The sequence below is a fragment of the Paraburkholderia acidiphila genome (assembly GCF_009789655.1).
Lineage (GTDB): Bacteria > Pseudomonadota > Gammaproteobacteria > Burkholderiales > Burkholderiaceae > Paraburkholderia > Paraburkholderia acidiphila.
Genome location: NZ_CP046912.1, coordinates 565,382 through 589,787, shown reverse-complemented (window position 1 = coordinate 589,787; position 24,406 = coordinate 565,382). Strand labels below are relative to the sequence as shown.

Genomic DNA, 24,406 nt, shown 5'->3' with positions numbered 1-24,406 from the left:
CGAGATCTCGACCCTATTTGTTTCACTGCGCAATCCGGCACCAATCCCCGACGTTTTCGTCAGATGACACAGGATTGTTAATGCAGCCGCAACACTGAATTCGTTCTATTGGCATGGACTTTCGATAGAACGATCCTAAACTGCTACCTCATGTCACGGCGGCCCCGATGGCCGCCGTGCAAGCAAAGCGAAACAGCTTCTGAAACTGGCGGACGTGGACAATCCGGCGCGCGATCGCGCCCGATCTTGCCCCTGCAACGCACAGGCGTTTCGCCCCGTTTCGACGCTCGAACATGAGGTGGTGCGATGCTCCAAATTCTCGAAGGCGCCTCGGTCATTGCGGCCCTGAGCCTGTATCTGATTCCTTCCATCGAAGCCGATGCGCGTGAGCACAAGGACGCGTTTGCGATCACGATGGTCAACATTCTGCTTGGCTGGACGATTGTCGGCTGGTTTGCGGCGCGCGCCTGGGCGCACAGCCGCAGCGACGAGCGGCGGCTGCCGCGCGCGGCGAAGCGGGTGCTTCGCACGGCCGGGCGCGTGACGACGCAGAAGCTTGTGCAACATGCGAAGCTGCGTACGGCGCTGGAGTCCCGCGAGACGGCGGCCAAGCGCGGCGCGGAGGTCGTGTATTCATGAGCGCGTCGGAACGGTTTGGCGGCGGCGCGCAGTTGCCGTCGCGCATTACGCAGTCGTTGCCCAAGGTATTGATTTCACTTGCCGCCGCTTGCACGGTGCTCGCGGGATGCGCGTCGACCAGCAATGTCACCGCGGCGGATCGGCAGGACACGTTCGTCGTTTCCGCCTCCGCATCGGGCGGGCGCCTCGCCTGGGCGCGCGCCCACAAGCGCGCCGTGACCGCGGCATCCGACTATTGCGAGAACCGCGGCATGCAGGCGAGCCTCGGCATCGAGCAAATGGATGGTTTCGAGGCGCTGCAGCAGCAGGGTTCCACGATTCGCTTCGAGTGCCATCCGAAGCTTTGAGGTGCTCGTGGCCTTAGCGAATCACAAATGTTTCCCTGCGCGGCCCATACCATTTCGTGACTTCGGAATGGGCGGTCAATCTGGATGACTTCAGAATTGGACTCGTGACGCGATACAGCCGGTCCGGGTCGGACCCGTACATGTAGAGATACCCGTCGTTGCCATCGATGTGAATTTCGGTTTCGCCGAGTTCGCCGGCGTCTGCGTGCTTGATGGCGCTTGCCAGCCGCTGTTCGAGCGCATGAATCTGCGGGCGGTCTTTCGGGTAGTAGTCGAAGTGGACCATCATGGCCGGACCCGGCGGTTTGGGTGCCGGCTCCGCAGCGGCGCTGCCCGCCGCGAGTGCGATGCATAGCAACGCGGCGAATGTTTTTCGGCTTTTGTGCATGGGTCGTGATTGTCGGCGAAACATCGCGTGATGTTCGCATATCGTAGGGGCGGCATGGGGCGGCGGCGCTTCGCGTTATCATTGACCCCATCAAAGAAAGGTCCAACCCGGTTTACCCATTCCAGCCGCCAATGGTCACAAAACAAACCACAGGCCCCGCGCGCCGCAGCGCCGGGCCGGGCAAGCGCGAAGCGCAGCCTTCCGAGGAGACCCAAGCCGACGCCAACGCCGCTCAAACGAGCGCGGAAGCGGACGAAGAGGGCGCGGGCGCGTCCACCTATCTCGTGCCGGGCCTTGAGCGCGGCCTGCGCATCCTCGCCGAATTCTCGGCGCGCGAGCCCGTGCTCGGCGCGCCTGAACTGTCGCGGCGCATCGGCATTCCGCGCACAACCACGTTTCGCCTCTTGCAGACGCTAGAAGCGCTCGGCTTCATCGAGCGCGCCAACGGTGACCGGCAGTATCGGCTGAGCGTGGCGGTGCTGCGTCTCGGCTTCGAATACCTGAGTTCGCTCGAACTCACCGACTTCGGCACGCCGCTGCTGGAGCGCTTGCGCGACGCGACAGGCCTCAGCACCCATCTGTTGATCCGCGACGGGCGCGACGTAGTGTTTGTCGCGAAGGCGCAAACCCGCGAACCGATGTTCAGTTCCGTCAAGGTCCACGTGGGCACGCGCTTGCCCGCGCACGCCACTGTGCATGGCCAGGTGCTCATGGGCGACCTCTCGCTCGCCGAGCTGCGCACGCTCTATCCCGAGAAACAGCTGGAACGCTATACGGAACGCACGCCCGCGACCGTCGCCGATCTTTATGCGCGCGTGCGCGAGTTCGCACAGCAGGGCTATGCGGTGAGCGAAGCGTCGTTCGAAACCGGCATCTCGGTGGTGAGCGCGCCGGTGAGGGATCAGTCCGGCCGTATCGTGGCCGCGCTCACGGCGACTGTGCCACGATCGGACATCGGCGAGGCCGAGCGCGCACCGCTCGTCGCCGCCGTGTGCGCCGCGGCGCTCGACCTCTCGGCGCGGCTCAATTACCGCCCCGCGGCGAGCGACCCCACGGCGGCACAGGCCGCGCGCACCGGTAGTTCCCACGCGTTCTGAAACGTCGCGATCAGAACGAGTGGTGAATGCCCGCGAGCACGATCGCCTGATTGCGCCCGCTCGACACGCCAGCCGTGAAGAAGGCCGCCTGGGCTTCGGAATTGGCGTGTTGGTACAGCGCGTTCACGTAGACCTGCGTGCTCTTCGAAAGCGAATACACGTCGCCGATCATCGCCTGGGTCCAGCGGCGCCCGGAAAGCGTGGACGTCGCCGCGCCACCCACTACGGCGTTGGCCGTCGTGAACTGATAGTTCGCACCGGCGTCGTAGCTCTGGAACGTGTCGGAGTAGCCATTGGACTGCAGCTTTGTGCGCGTATAGAGCGCGTGCACGAGCAGCTTGCCGAATGAGTATGACGCGCCCACGCCCATGTTCTCGACCTTGTCGGCCATATAGGTGGCGGCCGGCTGACCCTGAAACTCGGTGATGCCGGTGGTCGCTATCGACACCGAGCGGTCGTGCTCGTTCGACCACGTCGCGCCGGCCTTGAATGGACCGTTAGCATAACTGAGCGAAAAGCCCATCGTTCTGCCCGTCGAGAAATTCGTGGTATTGCCGAAGCCGAACATCGCGCCCGCCGTGAAGCCGTAAAAGCTCGGCGACTTGTACTTGACCGAGTTGTTGTACGGCACGACGCCCGTATCCGCCAACTGGTCGATATTGCCCGGGTGGAAGGCGTACCAGCTCGCCGCCAGATAGGCCGTGCTGAACGGATCGAGTACGTCGAACGAGAACGGCGTTTGATTGCCCAGCGTGAGCGTTCCGAATTGATCCGAATTCAGACCCACGTACGCCTGCCGGTTGAACAGCGTGTTGGCCTTCGCCATTGCGCCCGTGTTGGTGTAGAAGCCGTTTTCCAGCTGGAAGATCGCCTTGAGTCCGCCCCCCAGATCTTCCTGACCCCGCAGGCCCCAGCGGTCGGGCTGAGTGTTGCCTTGCTCCATCATCCACTTTGAACTCCCCCCTACGTTGCTGACGTAGGCCACACCCGCATCCAGACTGCCATAAAGCGTGACGCTGCTTTGCGCCCATGCAGACGAGACGGCGCAAATACCCGTCAACCCCGCGGCAATGAAATGCTTCAACTTTGGACTCCTGATCGTATGACGAAAAGCCGGGTGTTCGTCCGGCATACCCAATCCATTGGCAGTGCGCGGCGTGCTTCTATTGGCAAGCGCTCGCGGGCGGCTTCGTTTGTTCCATATATGGTTAGACGTGCTGCCTATGGAAAGTATAGAGACTCTTGCGAGACGCCAAAACACTTTTTTTGGACGGTGATTCCCCCAGGTGCGGCCCGGTCTCCGGATGCGTGATACGTACGTAAGTGCTGGTGCCGTAAGCGTTTCGGCAACCAGAACAGCACCCTTGGCGACTTCGGAAATGTCATCTTGCAAGGTGCGCTCGGTGTTTTCCCCAGGCACACCGGATTTCTATTTTTTTCTTCCGAAGACCGTTTCATAATTGACCATACACGAACTACTGTTCCGTATATGGAACGCAGTTGAACGGGAAAGGTGACACATGGCTGAAGAATGGCGCTGCGCCGGGCATGCCGGCGATCTGACCGAAGACGGGCCGCTCGAATTCAAACTCGACGACACCGAGATCGGTATCTACAAGGTGGGCGACGAGATCTACGCGCTCGAAAACGTCTGCCCACACGCTTACGCGTTGCTGACGCAAGGCTTCGTCGATGGCGACACCGTCGAATGTCCGCTGCACGAAGCCGTGTTCCATATCCCGACCGGCAAGTGCCTCAAGGAGCCCGGCGGCCGCGATCTGAAGATGTACTCAGTGCGGCTCGCCGGTGAAGAAATCCAGATCAAGGTGGAATGACATGCGAGAAGTCCCCGTGAATTTCAATCCGTTGCTGAAGCCCTGGCTCGCGCCGCAACCGAACAACGTCGCCGGCAAGGGTGTGATCGAGCAGCCGGGCGAAGCGCAAAACCTGGTGTGGCAAACGCGCAAGGCCGAGCCCACGCAATACGAAAACGACTTTGGCGACGCGCTCGAACAGGTGTTCGAAGCGGGCGCCGCCGAACTCGAAGAAGTGGTGGCAGGACTGAACCGCATCGGCTTTCGCACGCCTGAAGGCGCGGCATGGACCGGCGAGCGACTCGCCGCCGAATTCCGTCTGCTCGCCGAATGAGCCCGCGCCGCCAATACTGAATACGGAGACCCCACATGACGTCCCCCACGATTGAAGCCGCAGGCGGCGCCGATCCGATCCGCGCCTATCTCGACCGCGGCATCAAGAATTACTGGTATCCCGTGGCGCCCAGCTGGCAAGTGGGCAACGCGCCCATCGGCATCACGCGCCTTGGCGAACAGATCGTGCTGTGGCGCGATCAGGATGGCCAGGTCCACGCGCTCGAAGACCGTTGCCCGCACCGCGGCGCACGACTGTCGCTCGGCTGGAACCTGGGCGACCGCGTGGCGTGCTGGTATCACGGCATCGAAGTCGACGGCGGCGGCACCGTGCAGAACGTGCCGGCGGTTTCGGCGTGCCCGCTCGAAGGGCAGAAGTGCGTGAAGTCGTATCCGGCGCAGGAGCATGCGGGCGCGGTGTTCCTGTGGTTCGGCGACGAAGCGCATAAGGAAGCCGCTCCGCTGCAATTGCCGGAAGAACTCGTTGGTGAGGAGTACGCAAGCTTCCTGTGCGTATCGAACTGGAAGTGCAATTACCAGTACGCCATCGACAACGTGATGGACCCGATGCACGGCGCGTATCTGCACGCGACCTCGCATTCGATGGCCGATGGCGACAAGCAGGCCGAGATGCGCGTGCGCAAGACCGAATCCGGCCTCATGTTCGAGAAGATCGGCCAGCGCGACGTGAACTTCGACTGGGTCGAACTGGGCGAGACCGGCTGCCTGTGGATGCGTCTTGCCATTCCGTACAAGAAGAAGTTCGGCCCGGGCGGAAATTTCGGCATCATCGGCTTCGCGGTACCGGTGGATGAGGACAACTGCCAGGTCTACTTCTGGCGCACGCGCAAGGTGCAGGGCTGGCAGCGCGACGCATGGCGCTTCATGTATCGCAATCGCCTGGAAGGTCTGCACTGGGCCGTGCTCGAGCAAGACCGTTACGTGCTGGAAAGCATGGCGCCGAACGCGCGCGATCACGAATTCCTCTATCAGCACGATGTGGGCATGACGCGTGTGCGGCGCATGCTGCGCCAGCGCGCGCAGCAGCACTTCGCTGAACTCGACGCGTTGCGCGCCCAGCCGGGCGCCGCCGCGCAAGCCGCAGAGCATGGCCATGCATGACGCCACGTTCGCGGCGCAGGTCGCGCTCGCCGGGCGTCGCGTGATCGTCACGGGCGGCGCGCGCGGGTTGGGCGCGGCGTTCGTGCAGGCGCTCGCGGTGGCGGGCGCTCGGGTGACCTTCGGCGACGTACTGGTCGAGGCGGGCGAAGCCCTCGCTCAGCAACTCGCCGCAGCCGGACACGACGTGGCCTTCGCACCGCTCGATCTCGCGCAACCGGAAAGTATTGCGACGTTCGTCGACGCTGCCGCGCGGCGCATGGGCGGTGTCGATGCGCTCATCAATAACGCGGCGATCACGAACTCGGGCGGCAAGCTCGCGCACGAAGTGAGCGTCGCGACGTGGGACACGGTGATGGATGTGAACGTGCGCGGCACGTGGCTCATGTGCACGGCAACGCAGCGCTGGTTGCGCGAATCGGGCCGCGGCGCGATCGTCAACATCGCATCCGATACGGCATTGTGGGGCGCCCCCAAACTGCTCGCCTATGTGGCGAGCAAGGGCGCCGTGATCGCGATGACGCATTCGCTCGCGCGCGAATTCGGCGCCGACGGCATCACCGTCAACGCCATCGCGCCCGGCCTGACCGAAGTGGAGGCCACGGCCTACGTGCCTCCTGATCGCCACGCGTATTACCTGGAAGGGCGCGCACTGCAGCGCGCGCAGGTGCCCGAGGACGTGACGGGCCCCGTGTTGTTCCTCCTGTCCGACGCGGCGCGTTTCGTGACGGGACAATTGCTGCCGGTCAACGGCGGCTTCGTGATGAACTGATTTCGTAGAACTGAAGATACGTTCGCAAGAACCCAAGGAGAAAACATGGCCGATGCCGATATCGAGCGCAAGTCGTGGGACCGCCCCGCCGACGCGAGCTTTGACGACTGGATGAACACGCGCGTGGCGCGCTTCGAAACGCGCCGCTACGACTGGGACGCGCTGAAGTTCCAGGCCGACTACGACCCCAAGTACCGCCGCGCGCAAATGCGCTATGTGGGCACGGGCGGCACGGGCGTCGCAAAGGACGTCAACACCGTGCCCGCTGGCGGCTTCACGTTTTCGACCATGGTGATTCCGGCCGGCAACATCGGTCCGAGCCACATCCATACCGATGTCGAGGAAATCTTCTTTGTGCTGCGCGGCAAGATGAAGGTGATCTGCGAGAAGGACGGCGAGACGTGGGAAGCCGTGCTGGGCGAACGCGACCTGATTTCGGTGCCGCCGGGCGTGTACCGCACGGAGATCAACGTGGGCGAGGAAGACGCGCTGATGTGCGTGATGCTCGGTTCGCCGAAGCCCATCACGCCGACCTATCCGCCCGACTCGCCGCTCGCGAAGATCAAGCGGGAAATGAAGTAAGCGACAGAGCCGCCACCCGAATCCGAAGCCATGAACGACACGATCGACACTGCAGCCTCCTCAGCCGCCCCGTTTGAAACGCGGCTCGCGCGCTTTGCGCAGCGCGCCGCACGGGTGGGTGAGGCAAGCGTGAGTTATCGCGAAGCAGCGGGCGAGGGCGGTAACGAGGCGCTGTCGCTCGTGCTCCTGCATGGTATTGGATCGGGTGCGGCTTCGTGGGTGCAGCAGTTCGAAGCGCTCGGCGGCGCGCGTCGCGTGCTCGCGTGGGACGCACCGGGTTACGGTGCGTCCACGCCTGTCGCGAACGCGTCGCCTCTCGCCGCCGACTATGCGCGCGTGCTGGCGGACTGGCTCGATACGCTGGGCATTGCGCGTTGCATGCTGGTGGGTCATTCGCTCGGCGCGATCATGGCGGGCGCGTTTGCCGCCGCGCATCCCGAGCGGGTGGCGGGCCTGCTGCTGATTTCACCTGCGGCTGGCTATGGCGCGGCGGATGAAACCGTACGTGCCGAAAAGCGCGATACGCGCCTCGCCATGCTCGCCGAACTCGGCCCGCAAGGGCTCGCGCAAAAGCGCAGCGCGAACATGCTGTCCCCGCAAGCCGACGAAACCGCACGCGCCTGGGTGCGCTGGAACATGGCGCGCATCGTGCCGCACGGTTACGCGCAGGCCACGCATCTGCTGGCGAACGCCGATCTCGCCGCCGACCTCGCGCGTTGCACGGGCAAGGTGCCGATGGCCGTTGCGGTCGGCGCGCAGGACACGATCACGCCGCCCGAGGCCTGCGAGCGGCTCGCGCAGATCGCCCGCGCGCCATTTCATGTCGTACCGCGCGCGGGCCACGCGGGCTACATCGAACAACCGCTGGCTTATAGCACGCTGATCGACTTCACGTTGACGCATACATTCAGTACTACGGAGCTTAAGGCATGACACCCGACGTCGACGAAGACCGCAACGACGCCAGCTACCGCGTGCCGGGCCTGGAGCGCGGCCTGCGCATCCTGACCGAATTCTCGCCGCGCGAGCCGGTGCTCGATGCCCCGGAATTGTCGCGGCGCCTGGGCATTCCGCGCACCACGGTGTTTCGTCTGCTGCAAACGCTCGAATCGCTGGGCTTTCTCGAGCGTGCCGACCGCGACCGCAATTATCGTCTGGGCGTTGCGGTGCTGCGTCTCGGCTTCGAATACCTCAGCTCGCTCGAACTCACCGATCTCGGCCTGCCGTTGATCGAGGCGCTGCGCGATGCCACGGGACTCACCGCGCATATCGTGATTCGCGACGGACGCGACATCGTATTCGTCGCCAAGGCGCAGAGCCACGCGCCCATTTTCAGCTCCGTGAAGGTGAACGTCGGCACGCGTCTGCCGGCGCACGCCACGACCCACGGCCAGGTGCTGATGGGCGATCTCACGCTCGGCGAACTGCGCGCGCTTTATCCCGAGCCGCGGCTGGAGCGTTTCACGCCCTCCACGCCGGAGACGGTCGAAGCGCTCTTCGAGCGCATTCGCGAAGACGCCGAGCGCGGCTACGCCGTGAGCGAATCGTCGTTCGAGCGCGGCATTTCCGTGGTCTCGGCGCCTGTGCGCAACGACACGGGCCGCATTGCCGCCGTGGTGACGACGACCATTCCGCGCCCCGGCATCGACGCGCAACTGCTCGATGGCGGCTTGATCGAGAAAGTGCGCCACGCCGCGAACGAACTTTCGACGCGCCTGAACTATCGGCCACAGAACCGGCCGCAGGCATCTTCAGGCAAGGGCACGCCCTACATGAAAGCATTGGGGATCAAATGATTGAACTCGATTTGACCGGCCAGGTCGCGGTCGTGACGGGCGGTTCGTCCGGCATTGGCCTCGCTACCGCGGAACTCTTCCTGCGCGCGGGCGCGGCGGTCGCGATCTGCGGCCGCGACAGCGATCGCCTCGCGCGCGCCGAACGCGGCTTGCGTGAGCGTTATCCGCAAGGGCAACTGCTCGCGTCGCGCTGCGATGTGCTGGACGCGGGCGAAGTCGCCGCATTCGCGGCAGAAGTCGAAAAGCGTTTTGGCCGCGCCGACATGCTCGTGAACAACGCGGGACAAGGCCGCGTCTCCACGTTCGCCGACACGTCGGACGAGGCGTGGCGCGAGGAACTCGACCTTAAGTATTTCAGCATCATCCGCCCGACGCGCGCATTCCTCCCCTTGCTGCGCCACGCCGCGCAAGCGGGCAACGCCGCGATCGTCTGCGTGAACTCGCTGCTCGCGCTGCAGCCCGAGCCGCATATGGTCGCGACCTCGTCCGCGCGCGCGGGCGTGCTCAGTCTCATCAAGTCGCTCGCCGTCGAACTCGCGCCCGAGCAGATCCGCGTGAACTCGATCCTCATCGGCATCGTGGAGTCGGGGCAGTGGCGCCGGCGCTACGAAAACGACGCAGAAGCGCAGGCCGCCGGCCAGAGCTGGGAAGACTGGACCCAGGCGCTCGCGCGCAAGAAGCACATTCCGCTTGGCCGCTTCGGCCGCCCCGAAGAAGCCGCCCAGGCGCTGTTTTATCTGGCCACGTCCCTGTCGTCCTATACGACGGGCAGTCATATCGATGTATCTGGAGGCGTTGCACGTCATGTCTAATAAAACCACCGTCGGCGAACTGATCGCCGCCTTTCTCGAACAATGTGGAGTCCGAACCGCCTTCGGCGTGATCTCGATCCACAACATGCCGATTCTCGACGCCATCGGCACGCGCGGCAAGATCCGCTACGTCGGCGCGCGCGGCGAAGCGGGCGCGGTCAACATGGCGGACGGGCTTGCGCGCGTGTCGGGCGGCCTTGGCGTGGCGTTCACCAGCACGGGCACGGCGGCGGGCAACGCTGCGGGCGCGATGGTCGAGGCGCTGACTGCCGGCACGGCGCTGCTTCATATCACCGGGCAGATCGAAACGGAATACCTCGATCAGGATCTCGCCTATATTCATGAGGCGCCCGATCAGCTGAGCATGCTTTCGTCGATTTCGAAGGCGGCGTTCCGCGTGCGCTCGGTCGAGACCGCGCTGCCCACCATCCGCGAAGCGGTGCGCGTGGCGCAGACGGCGCCGAGCGGCCCGGTGAGCGTGGAGATTCCCATCGACATTCAGGCGGCGCTCACCGACTGGCCCGCCGACCTCACCGCACCGCACCTCACGACGCTCACGCATGACGAAGCGCGCGTGGAGCAACTCGCCAACGAGCTCGCGAAGGCCAAGCGCCCGCTGCTGTGGCTGGGCGGCGGCACGCGCCATGCGCGCGCAGCTGTCGAGCGTCTCGTGGCACTCGGCTTTGGCGTCGTTACGAGCGTGCAGGGCCGCGGTGTGCTGCCCGAAGATCATCCCGCCACGCTCGGCGCGTTCAACGTGAGTCCCTCGGTCGAGCGTCTGTACAAGACTTGCGACGCGATGCTGGTGGTGGGCTCGCGCCTGCGCGGCAACGAAACGCTGAAGTACAAGCTCGCGCTGCCGCAACCGCTCTATCGCATCGACGCCGACGCGCTCGCCGACAACCGCGGCTATCGCAACGCGCTGTTCGTGCATGGCGACGCCGCGCGCGTGCTCGACGCGCTTGCCACGCGCCTCGAGAATCGCATCAAAGTCGATCTGCAATTCGCCGCCGACATTGCGGAGGCGCGCGAAGTCGCCGTGGCGGAAACGGCCAAGGGTCTCGGGCCGTATCGCCGCCTCGTGGAAGCGCTGCAGCGCGCCGTGGGCCGCGACTACAACTGGGTGCGCGACGTCACGATCTCGAACAGCACATGGGGCAATCGCCTCCTGAAGATCTTCACGCCGCGTGCGGGCGTGCACGCGCTCGGCGGCGGCATTGGTCAGGGCATGCAGATGGCGATCGGCGCGGCGCTTGCGAATGCGGCGGCGAAGACCGTGTGCCTCGTGGGCGACGGCGGCCTGATGGTGAACGTGGGCGAACTCGCGACGGCCGTGCAGGAAAAGGCCAACGTGATGATCGTGCTGATGAACGACCAGTGCTACGGCGTGATCCGCAACATCCAGGACGCGCAATACGGCGGCCGCCGCATGTATGTCGATCTGCACCAGCCGGAGTTCTCGCAGTTCTGTGCGAGCCTGGGCCTCAAGCACTATCGACTCTCGTCGCTCGACGACGCCGACAGCGTGATTCGCGAAGGCATGGCGTTTGAAGGTCCGGTGCTGCTCGAAGTGGACATGAAGGCCGTGGGCAGCTTCGAAACCGCGTTCGCGGGGCCGCCGGTGCGCAAAGAGGAGCCTCAACATGCATAACGGCCACGCCGTGCCACACGCACCCATCGACATCGCGATGATCGGCTTCGGCGCGATCGGGCAGACCGTGTACCGTGCGGTCGCCGCCGATCCGCTCGTGCACGTCTCGCACGTGATCGTGCCCGAGCACCATGCCGCCGCCGTGCGCGAGCAGGTGGACGGCGCGGTGGAAGTGGTGTCGTCGGTGCATGCGCTTTCCACGCGGCCGCAATTCGCGCTCGAATGCGCGGGCCACGCGGCGCTGGTCGATCATGTCGTGCCGCTCCTGCAAAGCGGCACGGATTGCGCAGTGGCTTCGATCGGCGCGCTCTCCGATGTCGAGTTGCTCGAACGCCTCTCGCACGCCGCCGACGCAGGCGACGCCACGCTCACGCTGCTTTCGGGCGCGATTGGCGGCATCGACGCACTCTCTGCGGCGAAGCTGGGCGGCCTCGACGAAGTGCTGTACACGGGTCGCAAGCCGCCGCTCGGCTGGCTCGATACGCCTGCTGAAAAAGTGTGCGACCTGCGTGCGCTCACGCAGGAGCAGGTGATTTTCGAAGGCAGCGCGCGCAAGGCGGCGCGGCTCTTTCCGAAGAACGCGAACGTGGCGGCGACCATCGCGCTCGCAGGCCTCGGCCTCGATCACACAACGGTGCGCCTGATCGCCGATCCGGCGGTGGAGCGCAACGTGCACCGCATCGTGGCGCGCGGAGCATTCGGCGAAATGTCGTTGGAAATGAGCGGCAAACCGCTGCCCGACAACCCGAAGACTTCCGCGCTCACCGCGTACAGCGCGATTCGCGCGCTGCGCAACCGGGCCGCGCGCTGCGTGATTTGAAGCGAACACATGTGAGACACCCAAGATGACTGCATTCGATACGAGCCTCATTCCGAACAGCGACATTCTGGTTGGCGGCGAGTGGCGCCAGGGGCGCGCCGCGCCTTTCGCGAGCCTTTATCCGGCGGACCAGTCGCTGAACATGGAGGTCTCGACGGCGAGCGCCGAAGACGCCAGCGAGGCGGTCGAAAAGGCGCACGCGGCGTGGAAGCAGGGCGAGTGGGCCGGCATGAAGCCGCATCTGCGCGCGCTCGTGCTCTATCGCATCGCCGAGCTCATCATGCAGCGCCATGAAGCGCTTGCGCAGTTGCAGCGCCGCGACAACGGCAAGCCGATCGGCGAAACGCGCGTGCTGGTGGCGAGTGCGGCGAACACGTTCCGCTATTTCGCGGCCTGCCTCGAAACGCTCGACGAGGACCTCACGCCTTCGCGCGGCGACTACCTGACGATGAGCGTGCACGAGCCGATTGGGGTTGTGGCGGCGATCACGCCGTGGAATTCGCCGATCGCCTCCGATGCGCAAAAGCTTGCGCCCGCGCTCGCGGCCGGCAACGCGGTGGTGCTCAAACCCGCCGAGGTCACGCCGCTCGTTTCGCTCGCCCTCGCGCGCATCTGCGAGGAAGCGGGCGTGCCCAAAGGCATCCTGAGCGTGCTGCCCGGCAAGGGCTCGGTGATCGGCGACGCGCTGGTGCGCCATCCGCTCGTGAAGAAGGTGTCGTTCACGGGCGGCACCGAAGTGGGCCGCGGCATCGCGCGCATTGCTGCGGAAAAGCTCATGCCGGTGTCGCTGGAGCTGGGCGGCAAGTCGCCGACCATCGTGTTCGAAGACGCCGATCTCGACCATGCGGTGAACGGCGTGCTGTACGGCATCTTCAGTTCGTCGGGCGAGGCGTGTATCGCCGGATCGCGTCTGTTCGTGCAGCGCTCGATTTACGACGCGTTCATGAAGCGTCTCGTGGAATGCGCGCGCAAGCTGCGCGTGGGCGACCCGTCGCGCGAAAACACGCAGATGGGCCCGCTCATTACGGCGAAGCACCGCGAGTCGGTGGAGCGCTACGTGGCGCTCGGTCTGGAAGAGGGCGGCCGGCTTCTGTGCGGTGGCGAGCGTCCTGTTGGCGATGGGCGCGAGAACGGCTGCTTCTATCAGCCGACGATTCTGGAAGGACTCCAGAACAACGCCCGAATCTGCCAGGAAGAGATTTTCGGGCCGGTGCTCGTCGCCATGCCGTTCGACGACGAAGCGGCGTTGATCGAAGAAGCGAACGACAGCGTGTTCGGCCTTGCTGCCGGCATCTGGACGCGCGACTACAAACGCGCGTGGCGCGTCGCGCGCAAGCTCGAAGCGGGCACCGTCTGGATCAACACGTACAAGCTGTTCTCGATCTCCACGCCGTTCTCGGGCTGGAAGGAAAGCGGCATGGGCCGCGAGAAAGGGCGGCTCGGCATTCGTGAATACATGCAGCAGAAGAGCCTTTACTGGGGCTTGAACGACGCACCGCTGCCGTGGGCCAACGCCTGAGGGCGCGAAAGCGCAACGTGCAGTCGACTGGAGACAAGCAACATGACGATACTCGGCATCGAACAGATTACTTACGGCGTGGCAGACCTCGAAACCTGCCGTCGCTTCTTCGCGGATTGGGGCTTGAAGGAAACGGCGCACGACGAAACGCGCGCCCGCTTCGAAACGCTGAATGGCTGCACCGTGCTCGTGGTCGACGCGAACGATGCGTCGCTGCCCGCCGCGTTCGAAGCGGGCCCGACGCTGCGTGAAGTGACGTGGGGCGTGGCCACGCGCGCGGAACTCGACGCGCTGCGCGAACGCCTGAAGGGCCAGCCCGGTTACTACAGCGAAGCGGACGCAGTGGGCTGCTTCGATCCCGCGGGCATGGCGATTCGCGTGGAAGTTACGCGTCGACGCGAGATTGACGTGAAGGGCTCGCCCTCGAATGTATGGGGGCAAACGCTGCGTGTGGATCAGCCATCGCCAATCTATGAGCGCGCGGAGCCGGTGGAAGTGGGCCACGTGGTGTTCTTCACGAACTGCCTCGCCCAGCAGGAAACGTTCTATCACGAACTGCTCGGCTTCGAGACCTCGGACCGCTACCCGAACCGCGGTGCCTTCATGCGCTGCGCGCCGCATGGCGGCCATCACGATCTGTTCCTGCTCGCGCTGCCCGACGGCAAGAAGGGCCTGAATCACGTGGCCTTCACGGTGCGCGATATCCACGAGGTGTTCGGCGGCGGCCTGCATATCAGCCGCTGCGGCTGGACCACGCAGCTCGGGCCTGGCCGGCATCCGGTTTCCTCGGCGTACTTCTGGTACTTCAAGAACCCGGCGGGCGGCCTGATCGAGTATTACGCCGACGAAGACGTGCTCACGCCCGAATGGCAGCCGCGCGATTTCGAGCCGGGCCCCACGGTATTCGCGGAATGGGCCGTGGACGGCGGTCTCGACGGCAATACGCGCCGCCAGAAGAACGCCGATGCGCCGCAAGGCAAGTTCATGACGGAGCGTAAGCAATGAGCACTACGCCTGAAAACCTCACGGCGCACGCGCCGCGTACGGTTGTCGTGATCGGCGGTGGGCAGGCCGCGGGCTGGGTCGTGAAGACGCTGCGCAAGGAGGGCTACGAAGGCCGCCTCGTGATGATCGCCGACGAAGTGCATCTGCCCTACGAGCGTCCGCCGCTTTCGAAAGCCGTGCTCGCGGGCGAAGCCGATATCGAAACGGTGCGCATTGCGAAGCCCGATGAATTCGCCGCGCTGAACGTCGAGACGTGGCAACCGGACTGTGCAACGTCCATCGATCGCGCAACGCGCGTGGTGACCACGCGTTCGGGCCGCGAAGTGAAATACGACCGGCTCGTGATCGCAACAGGCGGCGCGGCGCGCAAGCTGCCCGCGAGTGTCGCAAAGAGCGCTCACGTGACGTACCTGCGCACGCTGGATGAAGCGCTGGCGCTCGGCGAGCGTTTGCGCAGCAGCCAGCGCGTGCTGGTCGTGGGCGGCGGCTGGATCGGCCTTGAAGTCGCGGCGACCGCGCGCAAGCTCGGCGTGCAGGCGACGGTGGTGGAGGGCGCGCCGCGCCTGTGCGCCCGCTCGTTGCCGGAGGACGTGTCGCGCTTCCTGCTCGATCTGCACCGCGCGAACGGCGTGGACGTGCGCCTGAATGCGATGCTGCTCGCGCTCGAAGACCGTCCCGAGGGCGGCGTGCGCGCGAGCCTCGCGGACGGCAGCACGCTCGACGCCGACTTCGCGGTTGCCGGTATCGGCCTCGCACCGCACACGGCGCTCGCCGTCGATGCAGGCCTTTCGGTGGACGACGGCATCGTGGTGGACGAGTTTGGAGAAACATCGGATTCCTTCATATTTGCGTGCGGCGACGTGGCAAACCATCCGAACGCATGGCTCAAGCGCCGCGTGCGGCTCGAATCGTGGGCCAACGCACAGAACCAGGCGATTGCGGCGGCCAAAGCCGTGCTCGGCGTGAAGACGCCGTACGCGGAGATTCCCTGGTTTTGGTCCGATCAGTACGACGTGAACCTGCAGATACTCGGCGACATTCCCGCTGGAGTCGCGCCGGTGCTGCGCGGCAGCCTGGAGGAGAAGCGCGCGTCGCTCTTCTTCGTGGAAGGCGGCCATCTGCGCGGCGTCATTGCGGTCAACGCAGCGCGCGAACTCAAGCTCGCGCGCAAATGGATGAGCCAGGGGCGCGCGGTGGATATCGCCGCCCTCGTCGATACCAGCAAGGCGCTCGCTTAACACCTCATACACGAGACAACACGGGACGGGATCACAGGCATGAGAACCCTCGACAACTCCATCGGCCATCGCGGCGGCGCCGCCATGTACGAGCCGCAGAGCGAAGCGACCGGCGTGCCCCACACGCGCGGGTCGATCATCGCGCGGCTCGAGCGGCTGCCAACCAACGCCATGCAGGTGCGCGCGCGTATCCTCATCGGTCTGGCCACGTTCTTCGACGGCTTCGACGTGATCGCGATTGCCGCGACGCTGCCGATCCTGATCCAGAGGTGGCACCTAACGCCGTGGGAAATCGGCTTTCTGATCGCTTCAGGTTCGGTCGGTCAGCTGTTCGGCGCATTCCTGTTCCCGTGGCTTGCGGAACGCCACGGCCGCGTGCGCGCGATTGCCTGGAGCTCGGGCATCATCGGCGTGACGAGCATTGCGTGCGGCTTCGCGCCGAGCTTCGCCGTGTTCGCGGCGCTGCGTGTGGTGCAAGGCCTGGGACTGGGCGGCGAGCTGCCCGTAGCCGCTACGTATATCAACGAAGTTAGCCGCGCTCATGGCCGTGGACGCTTCGTTCTCCTCTACGAGATCGTGTTTCCGGTTGGCCTGCTCGCTTCGAATGCGCTCGGCGCGTGGCTCGTGCCGCGCTTCGGCTGGCAGATCATGTACTTCATCGGCGGGATGCCGCTCGTGCTGTTCTTCGTGCTGCGCAAGCTCGTGCCCGAGTCGCCGCGCTGGCTCGCGGAACGCGAGCGTATGCAGGAAGCGGATCGTGCGGTGAGCGCGTTCGAGCGTACCGCGAAGGGTCCGCTCGCGCCGGTTACGAACGCCGCCGAGTTCGACGCGCTCGTCGCGCGCCACCCGAAGCGCAGCGTGAAGGACCTGTTCGGGCCCGCGTATCGCAAGCGCACGATCGCGGTGGCGATGCTCTGGATTACTTGCGGTTTCATTCAGTACGGGCTTTCCACCTGGCTGCCCACGATTTATCGCAACGTCTATCACGCGCCCTTGCAACTCGCGCTCAATCTCGCGGTCGCGGCCTCCGTGCTCGGCGTGCTGGGTTCGCTCGCTTGCGCGCTGCTGGTCGACAAGGTGGGCCGCAAGCCTGTGATCAACGTGTCCTTCGTGCTTTGCGCGATTGCGCTGGCGCTGGCCGGCGTGTGCCATGCCATGTCGGTTTATGTGGTCGCGACGTTTTGCGCGCTGGCGCTTGGCCTGCTCGCGAGCGGCTTTATCACCGCTTACGTCTATACGCCTGAGTTGTACCCCACGAGCATCCGTGCGCTGGGCTGCGGCGTGGGCGGCGCGTGGCTGAAGGTGGCGGCCATCTTCGCACCCACGATAGTTTCGAAGACGATGATCGGCGGCAATCTCGACGTGGCGTTCTATATTCTCGCCGCAGTGCCGTTCCTCGCGGCCGTGACGGTGCATTTTCTCGGTATCGAGACGAAGGGGAAGGTGCTCGAACAACTGGAGGCGTGAGCGGCACGCGTGGGTACCCGAGGCCTCGCCAACAGTGGCGTAGTGTGAGTGACTTTCCAGGCTGCCCGGTGGATTTCTGCACTCCCGGCGCAGCCTTAAGGCTTTCTTCAGCTAAGGCTCGGTAGCATTGCCGAGTGCAAATTCACGTCCGGCTGCGGGATCCGCTGGATCGCAAGCGCTCGTTCAGCAATGGCGCGCGCACGTGAATAGACGCTCGAATGTGCCACCCGCCTTGAGCCGAACGGAAAAGTATCGTGAGTCACGACGAAAAGATATTTCACGCCACCGAATTGTCGAGCAACAGGAACTCTGCTGCGTCAGGACGAGACGATCGACTCGAAAATCTAAGGGCCGTGCTGAGAATAATATGTGCGAGCGTCGATGTTCAGCAGACTGGTCCGAATCGTTTCAGGGTGATCGCACCACCGGAATTCATTCCGCGGCTGGTTAAGGCGACGGATATTCAACCTGTTCCGGATTGCACCGTGGAGTTCTTCGAGCATTCGCCGCGTCGAGGTACTGAGTAGTTTTTCCATGTCCGCACTGCCCCATCGTCTACCGCGTGCGAAGCCGCGCCGCAAGCCGACGTGCCGTTCACTGTGGTGCTGCCGAACGATGTATCCTGTGTAAAGCGTGGTTCTACAAGTCCGCATCGGTCTTGACCGATTGCAAGTATTGGCAGAACAACCTGAGGAGTGGCGATGAGCAGCGCAACATGGATCGTGGTAGCAGGAGAGGGTCGTGCACGCATCTTCGCGTCAGCAGAGGATTCGTCCACGTTGCAGCAAGTCGACGATTTTTCCAACGAGCATCACAGCGCAACGATGCTCACGGAGAAGCAAGCGGCTGCGTATTCCGAGAGTGAACGCAAGGAGAAAGAGCGAGACAAATTCGCCTCTCAGGTTGCCGCTTATCTGGAAGATGCCAGGTTGCATGAAAGATTTGTCAGGATCAAGATCGTCGCGGAAGCAAAATTTCTCGGAGCACTACTTAGCCATTTAAGTGAGCACACCAAAAAACTGATATTCGATAAGGTGAGTAAAGACTACTCGAGTCTAAGTGATAGCGAAATCGAGGAGATTTTGAAGCGGGGTTAAGGTACGACGCAGATTGCCGCGTTACCGCGATACAGGAAGGAGGCGTCATGGAACCGCAGCAACCTTCAGCGAACTCCACCGCGCAACAGCAGGAGTTCGACTTCTACATCAACCTCGCCAAACCGACACTTGGGCTATATGTGCGCCAAGGCATGGGGCTGCCAGACCTTGCCAACCCGAAAGAGTGGCAGTTTTCCGGCCACATCTGGCAAAGCGAACTCGATGGCGAAACGCTCAAGAATCTTGAAGCGAACGGACATGCGTTCCAGGAACTCAGGTCGTGAGCGAAAAGATTCCTGGCCGGCTTAAGGAAGACGCAACGGTTTTGCATCTCATGGATGCGATTCCTGATCGGCGTGATTCACGGTCAATGTGGCGAGCAGTTCTGGCACACATTGTTTCATGATCTCGGCGACGGTACGCACGCGCGTCGGAATCGGTCGCTGCGCTCGAATCAGCAGATGCAGCTCCTGGGATGGAACGCTATGTTGTGGCAGCAGTGGCACGAGTTCTCCGCTCGCGATCGCGTCGACACAAGCAAAGGCCTCGACGACGCCGATCCCCAGTCCGTCCCTGATCATCTGATACATGGCCTTCCAGTGATTCGTCGTAATGGTGGTACGAATAGCGACGTTATCGCGCTTCGCGGACGCGTCGACGAGCGGCAGGTGATCGGTGCCGAACATCGACTTGATGCGGATGAATGCGTGATCGACGAGGTCCGAGGGCTCGGCTATGGGCGCATGCTGTGCGAGATAATCTGACGAAGCAACGAGAAGGCGTTTGACGTGGCCGAGGGGGTGCGCGTGAAATGTACCGTCACCCACCGGGCCCTGACGAAACGAGATGTCGATGCCCTCAGTGGAGAGTTCGACGATCCTGTCATTGAGCGCGAGGTCGATGTCGAGTTGCGGATAGGCTTCGCGCACGAATCCCAACGCGGAAGGCAGGAGCACCTCGCCAAGGCAATGCGGTGCTCCGATGCGAATGGTTCCCCTGAGGGTATGTCCATCGCTTCGCACCTCGGCAACGGCCTGTTCAGCGGCGGCAAGGATTTTCCTGCTGCGCGCATAGAATATTTCGCCTTCCGGCGTGCACCTGAAGGTGCGCGCGTTGCGTAGCAGGAGACGACAGCCGAGATATTTTTCCAGCCGTTCGATCCGCTCGCTGGCTGCCGGCTGGCCGATATTGGCGTCCCTTGCGGCACCGGAGATGCTTCCTCGTTCGACTGCGAGGATGTAAATGCGCATGGCCTCCAGCAAATTCACGGGCGGTCTCCGCAATCCGGGCAATTGTTGATCTCGCGATTCCGGCGGGGCGCGTGCCGATGATCGCCAGATAAAAGAGAACCGTTGCTCAGGGAGCCGTCTTGATGAGACACCGCGTATGTCTTTCGAAAGACAGGGATGTTTTGCACGACAGTGAAACGGGCGAAGCGATATTGCATGTTCGAGTTATCGAGGCGTAGACAACGTGGGCAGCGGCTTGAAAGATCCATTGAGCGAAAGCGTGCCGGAGAGACGACGCTTAGCAAGCGCGAGTTTGAAATGCATATAAACGATCGCGGCGCCGTGGGTTAAGCGTATCGGCTTCTTAACCACCGGGCGCCGCTTGAATCCGGACGATTTAGCTGGCGTTCGGACCTGACTCCTTTTCACTACGTTTTTTGCGTCCCTTGCCGCTCGCGGCTCCCCCCGAAGGCACACTCGTATCGGCGTCAGTTTTGGCGCTCGCGCCATTGCCTTTCCGCGAATCAGAGGTGGCGGAAGACTGCGCCTTATTGAATTTCACTTCTTCATTTTTCTTGTCGTAGTCGATTTCCACGCTATCGCCGGATTTCAGCGTGTCGCCGAGTATTTCCTTTGCGAGTCGGGTTTCCACTTCCTGGCGGATTTGCCGCTTCAGCTCGCGAGCGCCGAACTCCGGTTGATAGCCGACTTCGACCAGATGGTCGACCAGAGACTCGCCCACCTTCAGCGTGATGTCCTGCGCGGCCGCGGTGCGAACGACCCGGTCGAGCTGAATCTGCACGATCGCACGAATATTCTCCTTTGAAAGGGAGTGGAACACGATAATGTCGTCGATGCGGTTGAGAAACTCGGGCCGGAAGTGGCCCTTGAGCACTTTCATCAACGCGTCACGCACTTCCTTTTCGCTCTTGCGCCCGGCCTCTGGCGCCTCGAGGTTTTCCATGATGATCGAGGCGCCCAGATTGCTGGTGGCGATGATGATCGTGTTGCTGAAATCGACCACCCGGCCCTTGCCGTCGGTGAGACGCCCGTCGTCGAATACCTGCAGAAGCACGTTATAGACATCCGGGTGCGCTTTCTCGATCTCATCGAGGAGGATCACGCTGTATGGACGCCGCCGCACGCGCTCGGTAAGCTGTCCACCTTCGTCGTAACCCACGTATCCCGGCGGCGCGCCGATCAGCCGCGCGACGGCATGGCGTTCCATGTATTCGCTCATGTCGATCCGGATGATCGCCTGTTCGTCTCCAAAGACGCTTTCGGCAAGCGCCTTCGCGAGTTCCGTCTTGCCAACGCCGGTCGGCCCGAGGAACAGGAAATTCGCAATGGGCCGGTGTTCCTGGCCGAGGCCCGCGCGCGACAAACGCACGGCATCGCTCACCGCGACAACCGCGTCGTCCTGGCCGACTACGCGCTCTCTCAGCGTGTCTTCCATTTTCAGCAGTTTTTGGCGCTCCTCCTGCGTAAGCTCGGCAACAGGAATGCCGGTCAGGCGTGAGACGACCTCCGCGACGGAAGCCACCGTCACTTCCAGCGTTTCCGTGCCGGTCTTGCGCTGCCATGCTTCCATCTGCTCGTCGAGCTGTTTTTGCTTCTCGTTGATGCGCGCTTCGAAGGCCTTCGCTTCGTCGAAACGCTTGCGCGAGGAGGCATAATCCTGCTCGCGCTTGAGCTGGGCGACTTCCGCCTCGAGTTCCTGGATGTCGGCCGGCCGTGACGTCGCGCCGATGCGCACGCGGGCGGCAGCCTGGTCGATCAGATCGATAGCCTTATCCGGGAGAAAACGCGAGGTGATATAGCGGTCGGCGAATTCTGCCGCGGCGACGAAAGCATCGTCCGAGAACGTCACCTGATGGTGCGCTTCAAGCTTGTCGCGCAGGCCGCGCAGAATCACGATGGTTTGCTCGACGCTGGGCTCGGGAACGAGCACGGGCTGGAAGCGGCGCTCCAGCGCCGCATCTTTTTCGATGTACTTTTGATACTCGTTCAGCGTCGTCGCGCCGATGAGGCTCAACTCACCGCGCGCGAGCGCGGGTTTCAGCACATTCGCGATGTCGAGGCCGCCTTCTCCGCCGCCTTGCCCGGCGCCAACGATCGTGTGCAACTCGTCGATGAACAGAATGAGTTCGTCCTGCCTGGCCGTCACCTCGTCAATCAATTGCTTCGCGCGTTCCTCGAATTCACCTCGGTACTTCGCGCCGGCGACCATCGAGTTGATATTGACTTCCACGAGACGTTTGCCGCGCAACACCTCAGGGACATCGCCGTTGACCACGCGCTGCGCGAGTCCTTCGACAATCGCGGTCTTGCCGACACCCGGCTCGCCGATCAGCACCGGGTTGTTCTTCTTGCGGCGCGCGAGGACCTCGATCGTGCTTTCGATTTCCTGAGCGCGGCCGAGCACGGGGTCGAGCTTGCCCTGGCGCGCGAGCGCAGTGAGGTCCCGGCCGAACTTGTCGAGGTTCGGCGTACCCGTGGACGTTTCGACGCGCCCGTCTTCCGCGCCCTTGCCGACCACCTTGACCACTTTCTGACGCAGTGCTTCGGGCGTCACGCCATACTTCTTGAGCAGCGTGCCAGCCAGGCTTTCCGGTACGGCCGCGAGGCCGATGAGCAGATGCTCCGGACCCACGTACGAATGGCCGAGATCGCGAGACGCCTGGAAGGCGAACTGGAATGCCTTTTTCAGCCGCGGCGACACGGTCATTTTCTCGAGCGACTCATCGTCGCTGGCCGTGCCGTGCCTCGCGTGCTCGTCGATATAGCTCTTGATATCCTGGGGCGAGAGCTTCAACTCTTTGAGAAGCGCCGCGCACACGTCGGTATCGGCGAGCACATAAAGCAGATGCTCGGTATCGAGTTCGGAGCGGTGTAATTCGTGAGCCTTTTCGGCGGCGCGTTGCAGTAGCTCCATGGTTTGCTCGCTGAACGCATCGGTGGCGTCGACGGATTCGCGAGGCACGCTTGCGCTCATTGCGCCTTCGTCGCCGAATTCGCCGAGCAAACCAGAAAGGTCGCCTCCACCGCCGAGCAAAGAATCGAACGGATTGAGCATGCTTTGATGGCGCATTAACTGTCGATAGTGATAGTCGCAGATCGACAGCGACTTGCGTTCGCCGTTCTCGGTCACAACGACTCGTGCAACAGCGGGGCGAGCGTGGCAGATATCGCAGAGTGTAGGCATGATCGAAGCACCTTTAACCGTTTGGAGTTGCCCTGAAGAAGTCGGCGCGCGCCGGCCGTTGCCTCTGAATAGACAACCGGCATTGGCGCTTCGCTTGTTAGCATCCAGAAAGTGAATGTCTCGCGCAGGTACAGCCTGATCGTAGTGTCCGTAAGATGATCAAGAAAGCCGATGCAATGGTCCTCGCCGAGATGGAGTTCGTCGTCGCCCGCAAGCACGCCGCAGACATTGAACGAGCGCGCGATGGAAGCGAAAAAGGGACAATTTGACGATTGAATTCTATTGTCGGATTCAGCGGATGTGAACCTCTGGCCATCCGATACTTTATATCGGCGAGTTGCCGATCGACCCTCGTGTCTGTGCGATATCAGGTATCGGATTGACAGGACGAAACCGGCAATCTCACTGTGCGGTTTAGATGTACGATTTCCCCGTCATGGAGGGGCAGTCCACAAACCGCGTGCCACGCGGCATCACGATTGATGGTGAGGGGGGCGTCATGAACGGCATTATCGGTGGATACGTCGGGGGCGCGGGGTCGAAGAAAGCGCCGCTCAATCCCGTGTTCGCTCCGGACCTGACCACGATCGAGCGGTTGATTGAACGCTTTAGCGAAGAAGATGGCCTCGTCGTATTGCGCGTCATTCCCGTATCGATGCCAGCACCGTACGAGCTATCGCTCTACGCGGAGCAGGGAATCTTCGTATTAATGCTCAACACGATGTTGAGCGACGACAATGCGATCGTCGATATACTTTCGATGCATGGTCTTGAATTCGATTTCGTCGGCGTGCCGGGCGCTGCATATCCGCGCCGCGCGGTGACGCGCGATTTTGCGGTGGTGAGAAGGGCGTTTCGCGCGATTTCCGCGCTCGGCACATTGCCAACGGAACAGATCATGCCCGGCAATCAGGCCGGACAAAGACGGTGAGACACGCCGAGTCCGCAGCGGATCAAATCGCTTTTTCGATCGGGGTTCAATGATGAAAGCTGTTAACGAAGCGAGTGCGCGTGTTGAAGAACGTAAAAAGACCGGGGCGCATCTGACTACACATGAACATGTGGGCTTGAACGGCAGGATTGCCGTCGCTATCACGAATGTCGTCGGAACAATGTGGTGCGCCTACGTTTTTGCAGCGATTACGCTTGTGAGCTTGCCGTCGGCTATCCAGGGCGGCGTTTCAACACTCGTTGCGTGGGTCGCCCAGACGTTCTTGCAGCTCGTACTGCTATCCGTAATCATGGTCGGCCAGAAAGTGGCGGCTGCGGCATCGGATAAGCAGGCATTGCAGACCTACAAGGACGCCGAGACGCTCCTGAAGCTGCAGGACGAAATGCGCAGGCTTATTGAAGTCAACAACGCGCTAACGGAAGCCATCCATCGCGCGGTATTGGAAACGCGGAGCGCGTCGACCGGACATCCGTCCGCGACGGGCGATTCACGGCCATCAACCTGAATGCCAATGGAGGCAATGG

The 24,406-nt window shown here is 63.0% G+C and carries 25 protein-coding genes; 21 read left to right on the top strand and 4 right to left on the bottom strand.

The genetic code is table 11. The annotated features are described in order from the left end of the window. The first annotated feature begins 306 nt into the window (after window positions 1-306). Window positions 307-639 (top strand): superinfection immunity protein, encoded by a 333-nt coding sequence (locus FAZ97_RS32875; protein ID WP_158762937.1) that lies wholly within the window; start codon window positions 307-309, stop codon window positions 637-639. After that, complete coding sequence (locus FAZ97_RS32870; protein WP_158762936.1) at window positions 636-986, top strand: hypothetical protein; 351 nt, start codon at window positions 636-638, stop codon at window positions 984-986. Before FAZ97_RS32875 ends, FAZ97_RS32870 begins: the two co-directional genes overlap by 4 nt. A gap of 13 nt (window positions 987-999) precedes the next feature. Here FAZ97_RS32870 and FAZ97_RS32865 read toward each other — a convergent pair whose 3' ends face one another. Further along, window positions 1,000-1,374 (bottom strand): hypothetical protein, encoded by a 375-nt coding sequence (locus FAZ97_RS32865; protein ID WP_233271938.1) that lies wholly within the window; start codon window positions 1,372-1,374, stop codon window positions 1,000-1,002. Between the two features lie 131 nt (window positions 1,375-1,505). Between FAZ97_RS32865 and FAZ97_RS32860 the strand changes: the two genes are divergently transcribed. Next, a complete protein-coding gene (locus FAZ97_RS32860) occupies window positions 1,506-2,471 on the top strand; it encodes an IclR family transcriptional regulator (RefSeq protein ID WP_158762935.1) in 966 nt (321 codons plus the stop codon). 10 nt (window positions 2,472-2,481) lie between these two features. Here the strand turns inward: FAZ97_RS32860 and FAZ97_RS32855 are convergent, their stop codons facing one another. Continuing rightward, on the bottom strand, window positions 2,482-3,603 hold the full coding sequence (locus FAZ97_RS32855) for a porin (RefSeq protein ID WP_199272209.1): 1,122 nt from the start codon (window positions 3,601-3,603) through the stop codon (window positions 2,482-2,484). A 388-nt stretch (window positions 3,604-3,991) separates the two neighbouring features. Here FAZ97_RS32855 and FAZ97_RS32850 point away from each other — a divergent pair, with 388 nt between their 5' ends. The 16 genes from FAZ97_RS32850 to FAZ97_RS32775 all read left to right on the top strand — a co-directional run bounded on the left by FAZ97_RS32850 (window position 3,992) and on the right by FAZ97_RS32775 (window position 18,780). Beyond that, entirely contained in the window at window positions 3,992-4,306 is a 315-nt protein-coding gene (locus tag FAZ97_RS32850; RefSeq protein WP_158762933.1) for a non-heme iron oxygenase ferredoxin subunit, read from the top strand. Between the two features lies 1 nt (window position 4,307). Further along, complete coding sequence (locus tag FAZ97_RS32845; protein WP_158762932.1) at window positions 4,308-4,619, top strand: recombinase-like helix-turn-helix domain-containing protein; 312 nt, start codon at window positions 4,308-4,310, stop codon at window positions 4,617-4,619. Window positions 4,620-4,654: 35 nt separating this feature from the next. Next, a complete protein-coding gene (locus FAZ97_RS32840; protein ID WP_158762931.1) occupies window positions 4,655-5,740 on the top strand; it encodes an aromatic ring-hydroxylating dioxygenase subunit alpha in 1,086 nt (361 codons plus the stop codon). Beyond that, complete coding sequence (locus FAZ97_RS32835) at window positions 5,733-6,509, top strand: SDR family oxidoreductase (RefSeq protein WP_158763370.1); 777 nt, start codon at window positions 5,733-5,735, stop codon at window positions 6,507-6,509. The genes FAZ97_RS32840 and FAZ97_RS32835 overlap by 8 nt, the downstream gene beginning before the upstream one ends. Window positions 6,510-6,554: 45 nt before the next feature. Then, window positions 6,555-7,091 (top strand): cupin domain-containing protein, encoded by a 537-nt coding sequence (locus FAZ97_RS32830; RefSeq protein ID WP_158762930.1) that lies wholly within the window; start codon window positions 6,555-6,557, stop codon window positions 7,089-7,091. A gap of 30 nt (window positions 7,092-7,121) precedes the next feature. Continuing rightward, on the top strand, window positions 7,122-8,024 hold the full coding sequence (locus tag FAZ97_RS32825; RefSeq protein WP_158762929.1) for an alpha/beta fold hydrolase: 903 nt from the start codon (window positions 7,122-7,124) through the stop codon (window positions 8,022-8,024). After that, window positions 8,021-8,887 carry an IclR family transcriptional regulator gene (locus FAZ97_RS32820; protein ID WP_158762928.1) on the top strand — a complete coding sequence of 289 codons (867 nt, stop codon included), beginning with the start codon at window positions 8,021-8,023 and terminating at the stop codon, window positions 8,885-8,887. Before FAZ97_RS32825 ends, FAZ97_RS32820 begins: the two co-directional genes overlap by 4 nt. Beyond that, window positions 8,884-9,699, top strand: a complete 816-nt coding sequence (locus tag FAZ97_RS32815) for an SDR family oxidoreductase (RefSeq protein WP_158762927.1) — start codon at window positions 8,884-8,886, stop codon at window positions 9,697-9,699. The genes FAZ97_RS32820 and FAZ97_RS32815 overlap by 4 nt, the downstream gene beginning before the upstream one ends. Next, entirely contained in the window at window positions 9,692-11,350 is a 1,659-nt protein-coding gene (locus FAZ97_RS32810) for a thiamine pyrophosphate-binding protein (protein WP_158762926.1), read from the top strand. Before FAZ97_RS32815 ends, FAZ97_RS32810 begins: the two co-directional genes overlap by 8 nt. Continuing rightward, window positions 11,343-12,170 (top strand): aspartate dehydrogenase, encoded by an 828-nt coding sequence (locus tag FAZ97_RS32805; RefSeq protein WP_158762925.1) that lies wholly within the window; start codon window positions 11,343-11,345, stop codon window positions 12,168-12,170. Before FAZ97_RS32810 ends, FAZ97_RS32805 begins: the two co-directional genes overlap by 8 nt. 25 nt (window positions 12,171-12,195) lie before the next feature. Next, window positions 12,196-13,689 carry an aldehyde dehydrogenase gene (locus tag FAZ97_RS32800; protein ID WP_158762924.1) on the top strand — a complete coding sequence of 498 codons (1,494 nt, stop codon included), beginning with the start codon at window positions 12,196-12,198 and terminating at the stop codon, window positions 13,687-13,689. A 42-nt stretch (window positions 13,690-13,731) separates the two neighbouring features. After that, on the top strand, window positions 13,732-14,694 hold the full coding sequence (locus tag FAZ97_RS32795) for a VOC family protein (protein WP_158762923.1): 963 nt from the start codon (window positions 13,732-13,734) through the stop codon (window positions 14,692-14,694). After that, window positions 14,691-15,932 carry an NAD(P)/FAD-dependent oxidoreductase gene (locus tag FAZ97_RS32790; RefSeq protein ID WP_158762922.1) on the top strand — a complete coding sequence of 414 codons (1,242 nt, stop codon included), beginning with the start codon at window positions 14,691-14,693 and terminating at the stop codon, window positions 15,930-15,932. The genes FAZ97_RS32795 and FAZ97_RS32790 overlap by 4 nt, the downstream gene beginning before the upstream one ends. A 39-nt stretch (window positions 15,933-15,971) precedes the next feature. Next, on the top strand, window positions 15,972-17,399 hold the full coding sequence (locus FAZ97_RS32785; protein ID WP_158762921.1) for an MFS transporter: 1,428 nt from the start codon (window positions 15,972-15,974) through the stop codon (window positions 17,397-17,399). Window positions 17,400-18,100: 701 nt separating this feature from the next. After that, the gene (locus FAZ97_RS32780; RefSeq protein ID WP_158762920.1) at window positions 18,101-18,496 is read left to right on the top strand and encodes a host attachment protein; all 396 of its coding nucleotides are present in this window, start codon (window positions 18,101-18,103) and stop codon (window positions 18,494-18,496) included. Between the two features lie 47 nt (window positions 18,497-18,543). Next, on the top strand, window positions 18,544-18,780 hold the full coding sequence (locus FAZ97_RS32775; protein WP_158762919.1) for a hypothetical protein: 237 nt from the start codon (window positions 18,544-18,546) through the stop codon (window positions 18,778-18,780). 48 nt (window positions 18,781-18,828) lie between these two features. Here FAZ97_RS32775 and FAZ97_RS32770 read toward each other — a convergent pair whose 3' ends face one another. Next, a complete protein-coding gene (locus FAZ97_RS32770) occupies window positions 18,829-19,764 on the bottom strand; it encodes a LysR family transcriptional regulator (protein WP_158762918.1) in 936 nt (311 codons plus the stop codon). 358 nt (window positions 19,765-20,122) lie between these two features. Continuing rightward, complete coding sequence (locus tag FAZ97_RS32765; protein ID WP_158762917.1) at window positions 20,123-22,930, bottom strand: ATP-dependent Clp protease ATP-binding subunit; 2,808 nt, start codon at window positions 22,928-22,930, stop codon at window positions 20,123-20,125. Window positions 22,931-23,348: 418 nt separating this feature from the next. Between FAZ97_RS32765 and FAZ97_RS32760 the strand changes: the two genes are divergently transcribed. Next, complete coding sequence (locus FAZ97_RS32760; RefSeq protein WP_158762916.1) at window positions 23,349-23,861, top strand: DUF6911 family protein; 513 nt, start codon at window positions 23,349-23,351, stop codon at window positions 23,859-23,861. Window positions 23,862-23,910: 49 nt separating this feature from the next. Continuing rightward, complete coding sequence (locus FAZ97_RS32755; RefSeq protein ID WP_158762915.1) at window positions 23,911-24,387, top strand: hypothetical protein; 477 nt, start codon at window positions 23,911-23,913, stop codon at window positions 24,385-24,387. Window positions 24,388-24,406: the final 19 nt, after the last annotated feature.

Coding starts and splice junctions, on each gene's coding strand:
- FAZ97_RS32810 (WP_158762926.1), top strand. CDS start 9,692: ATGTCTAATAAAACCACCGTCGGCGAACTGATCGCCGCCTTTCTCGAA.
- FAZ97_RS32855 (WP_199272209.1), bottom strand. CDS start 3,603: ATGCCGGACGAACACCCGGCTTTTCGTCATACGATCAGGAGTCCAAAG.
- FAZ97_RS32870 (WP_158762936.1), top strand. CDS start 636: ATGAGCGCGTCGGAACGGTTTGGCGGCGGCGCGCAGTTGCCGTCGCGC.
- FAZ97_RS32760 (WP_158762916.1), top strand. CDS start 23,349: ATGTACGATTTCCCCGTCATGGAGGGGCAGTCCACAAACCGCGTGCCA.
- FAZ97_RS32835 (WP_158763370.1), top strand. CDS start 5,733: ATGCATGACGCCACGTTCGCGGCGCAGGTCGCGCTCGCCGGGCGTCGC.
- FAZ97_RS32790 (WP_158762922.1), top strand. CDS start 14,691: ATGAGCACTACGCCTGAAAACCTCACGGCGCACGCGCCGCGTACGGTT.
- FAZ97_RS32845 (WP_158762932.1), top strand. CDS start 4,308: ATGCGAGAAGTCCCCGTGAATTTCAATCCGTTGCTGAAGCCCTGGCTC.
- FAZ97_RS32820 (WP_158762928.1), top strand. CDS start 8,021: ATGACACCCGACGTCGACGAAGACCGCAACGACGCCAGCTACCGCGTG.
- FAZ97_RS32785 (WP_158762921.1), top strand. CDS start 15,972: ATGAGAACCCTCGACAACTCCATCGGCCATCGCGGCGGCGCCGCCATG.
- FAZ97_RS32805 (WP_158762925.1), top strand. CDS start 11,343: ATGCATAACGGCCACGCCGTGCCACACGCACCCATCGACATCGCGATG.
- FAZ97_RS32775 (WP_158762919.1), top strand. CDS start 18,544: ATGGAACCGCAGCAACCTTCAGCGAACTCCACCGCGCAACAGCAGGAG.
- FAZ97_RS32800 (WP_158762924.1), top strand. CDS start 12,196: ATGACTGCATTCGATACGAGCCTCATTCCGAACAGCGACATTCTGGTT.
- FAZ97_RS32840 (WP_158762931.1), top strand. CDS start 4,655: ATGACGTCCCCCACGATTGAAGCCGCAGGCGGCGCCGATCCGATCCGC.
- FAZ97_RS32765 (WP_158762917.1), bottom strand. CDS start 22,930: ATGCCTACACTCTGCGATATCTGCCACGCTCGCCCCGCTGTTGCACGA.
- FAZ97_RS32755 (WP_158762915.1), top strand. CDS start 23,911: ATGATGAAAGCTGTTAACGAAGCGAGTGCGCGTGTTGAAGAACGTAAA.
- FAZ97_RS32875 (WP_158762937.1), top strand. CDS start 307: ATGCTCCAAATTCTCGAAGGCGCCTCGGTCATTGCGGCCCTGAGCCTG.
- FAZ97_RS32865 (WP_233271938.1), bottom strand. CDS start 1,374: ATGCACAAAAGCCGAAAAACATTCGCCGCGTTGCTATGCATCGCACTC.
- FAZ97_RS32795 (WP_158762923.1), top strand. CDS start 13,732: ATGACGATACTCGGCATCGAACAGATTACTTACGGCGTGGCAGACCTC.
- FAZ97_RS32850 (WP_158762933.1), top strand. CDS start 3,992: ATGGCTGAAGAATGGCGCTGCGCCGGGCATGCCGGCGATCTGACCGAA.
- FAZ97_RS32780 (WP_158762920.1), top strand. CDS start 18,101: ATGAGCAGCGCAACATGGATCGTGGTAGCAGGAGAGGGTCGTGCACGC.
- FAZ97_RS32815 (WP_158762927.1), top strand. CDS start 8,884: ATGATTGAACTCGATTTGACCGGCCAGGTCGCGGTCGTGACGGGCGGT.
- FAZ97_RS32825 (WP_158762929.1), top strand. CDS start 7,122: ATGAACGACACGATCGACACTGCAGCCTCCTCAGCCGCCCCGTTTGAA.
- FAZ97_RS32860 (WP_158762935.1), top strand. CDS start 1,506: ATGGTCACAAAACAAACCACAGGCCCCGCGCGCCGCAGCGCCGGGCCG.
- FAZ97_RS32830 (WP_158762930.1), top strand. CDS start 6,555: ATGGCCGATGCCGATATCGAGCGCAAGTCGTGGGACCGCCCCGCCGAC.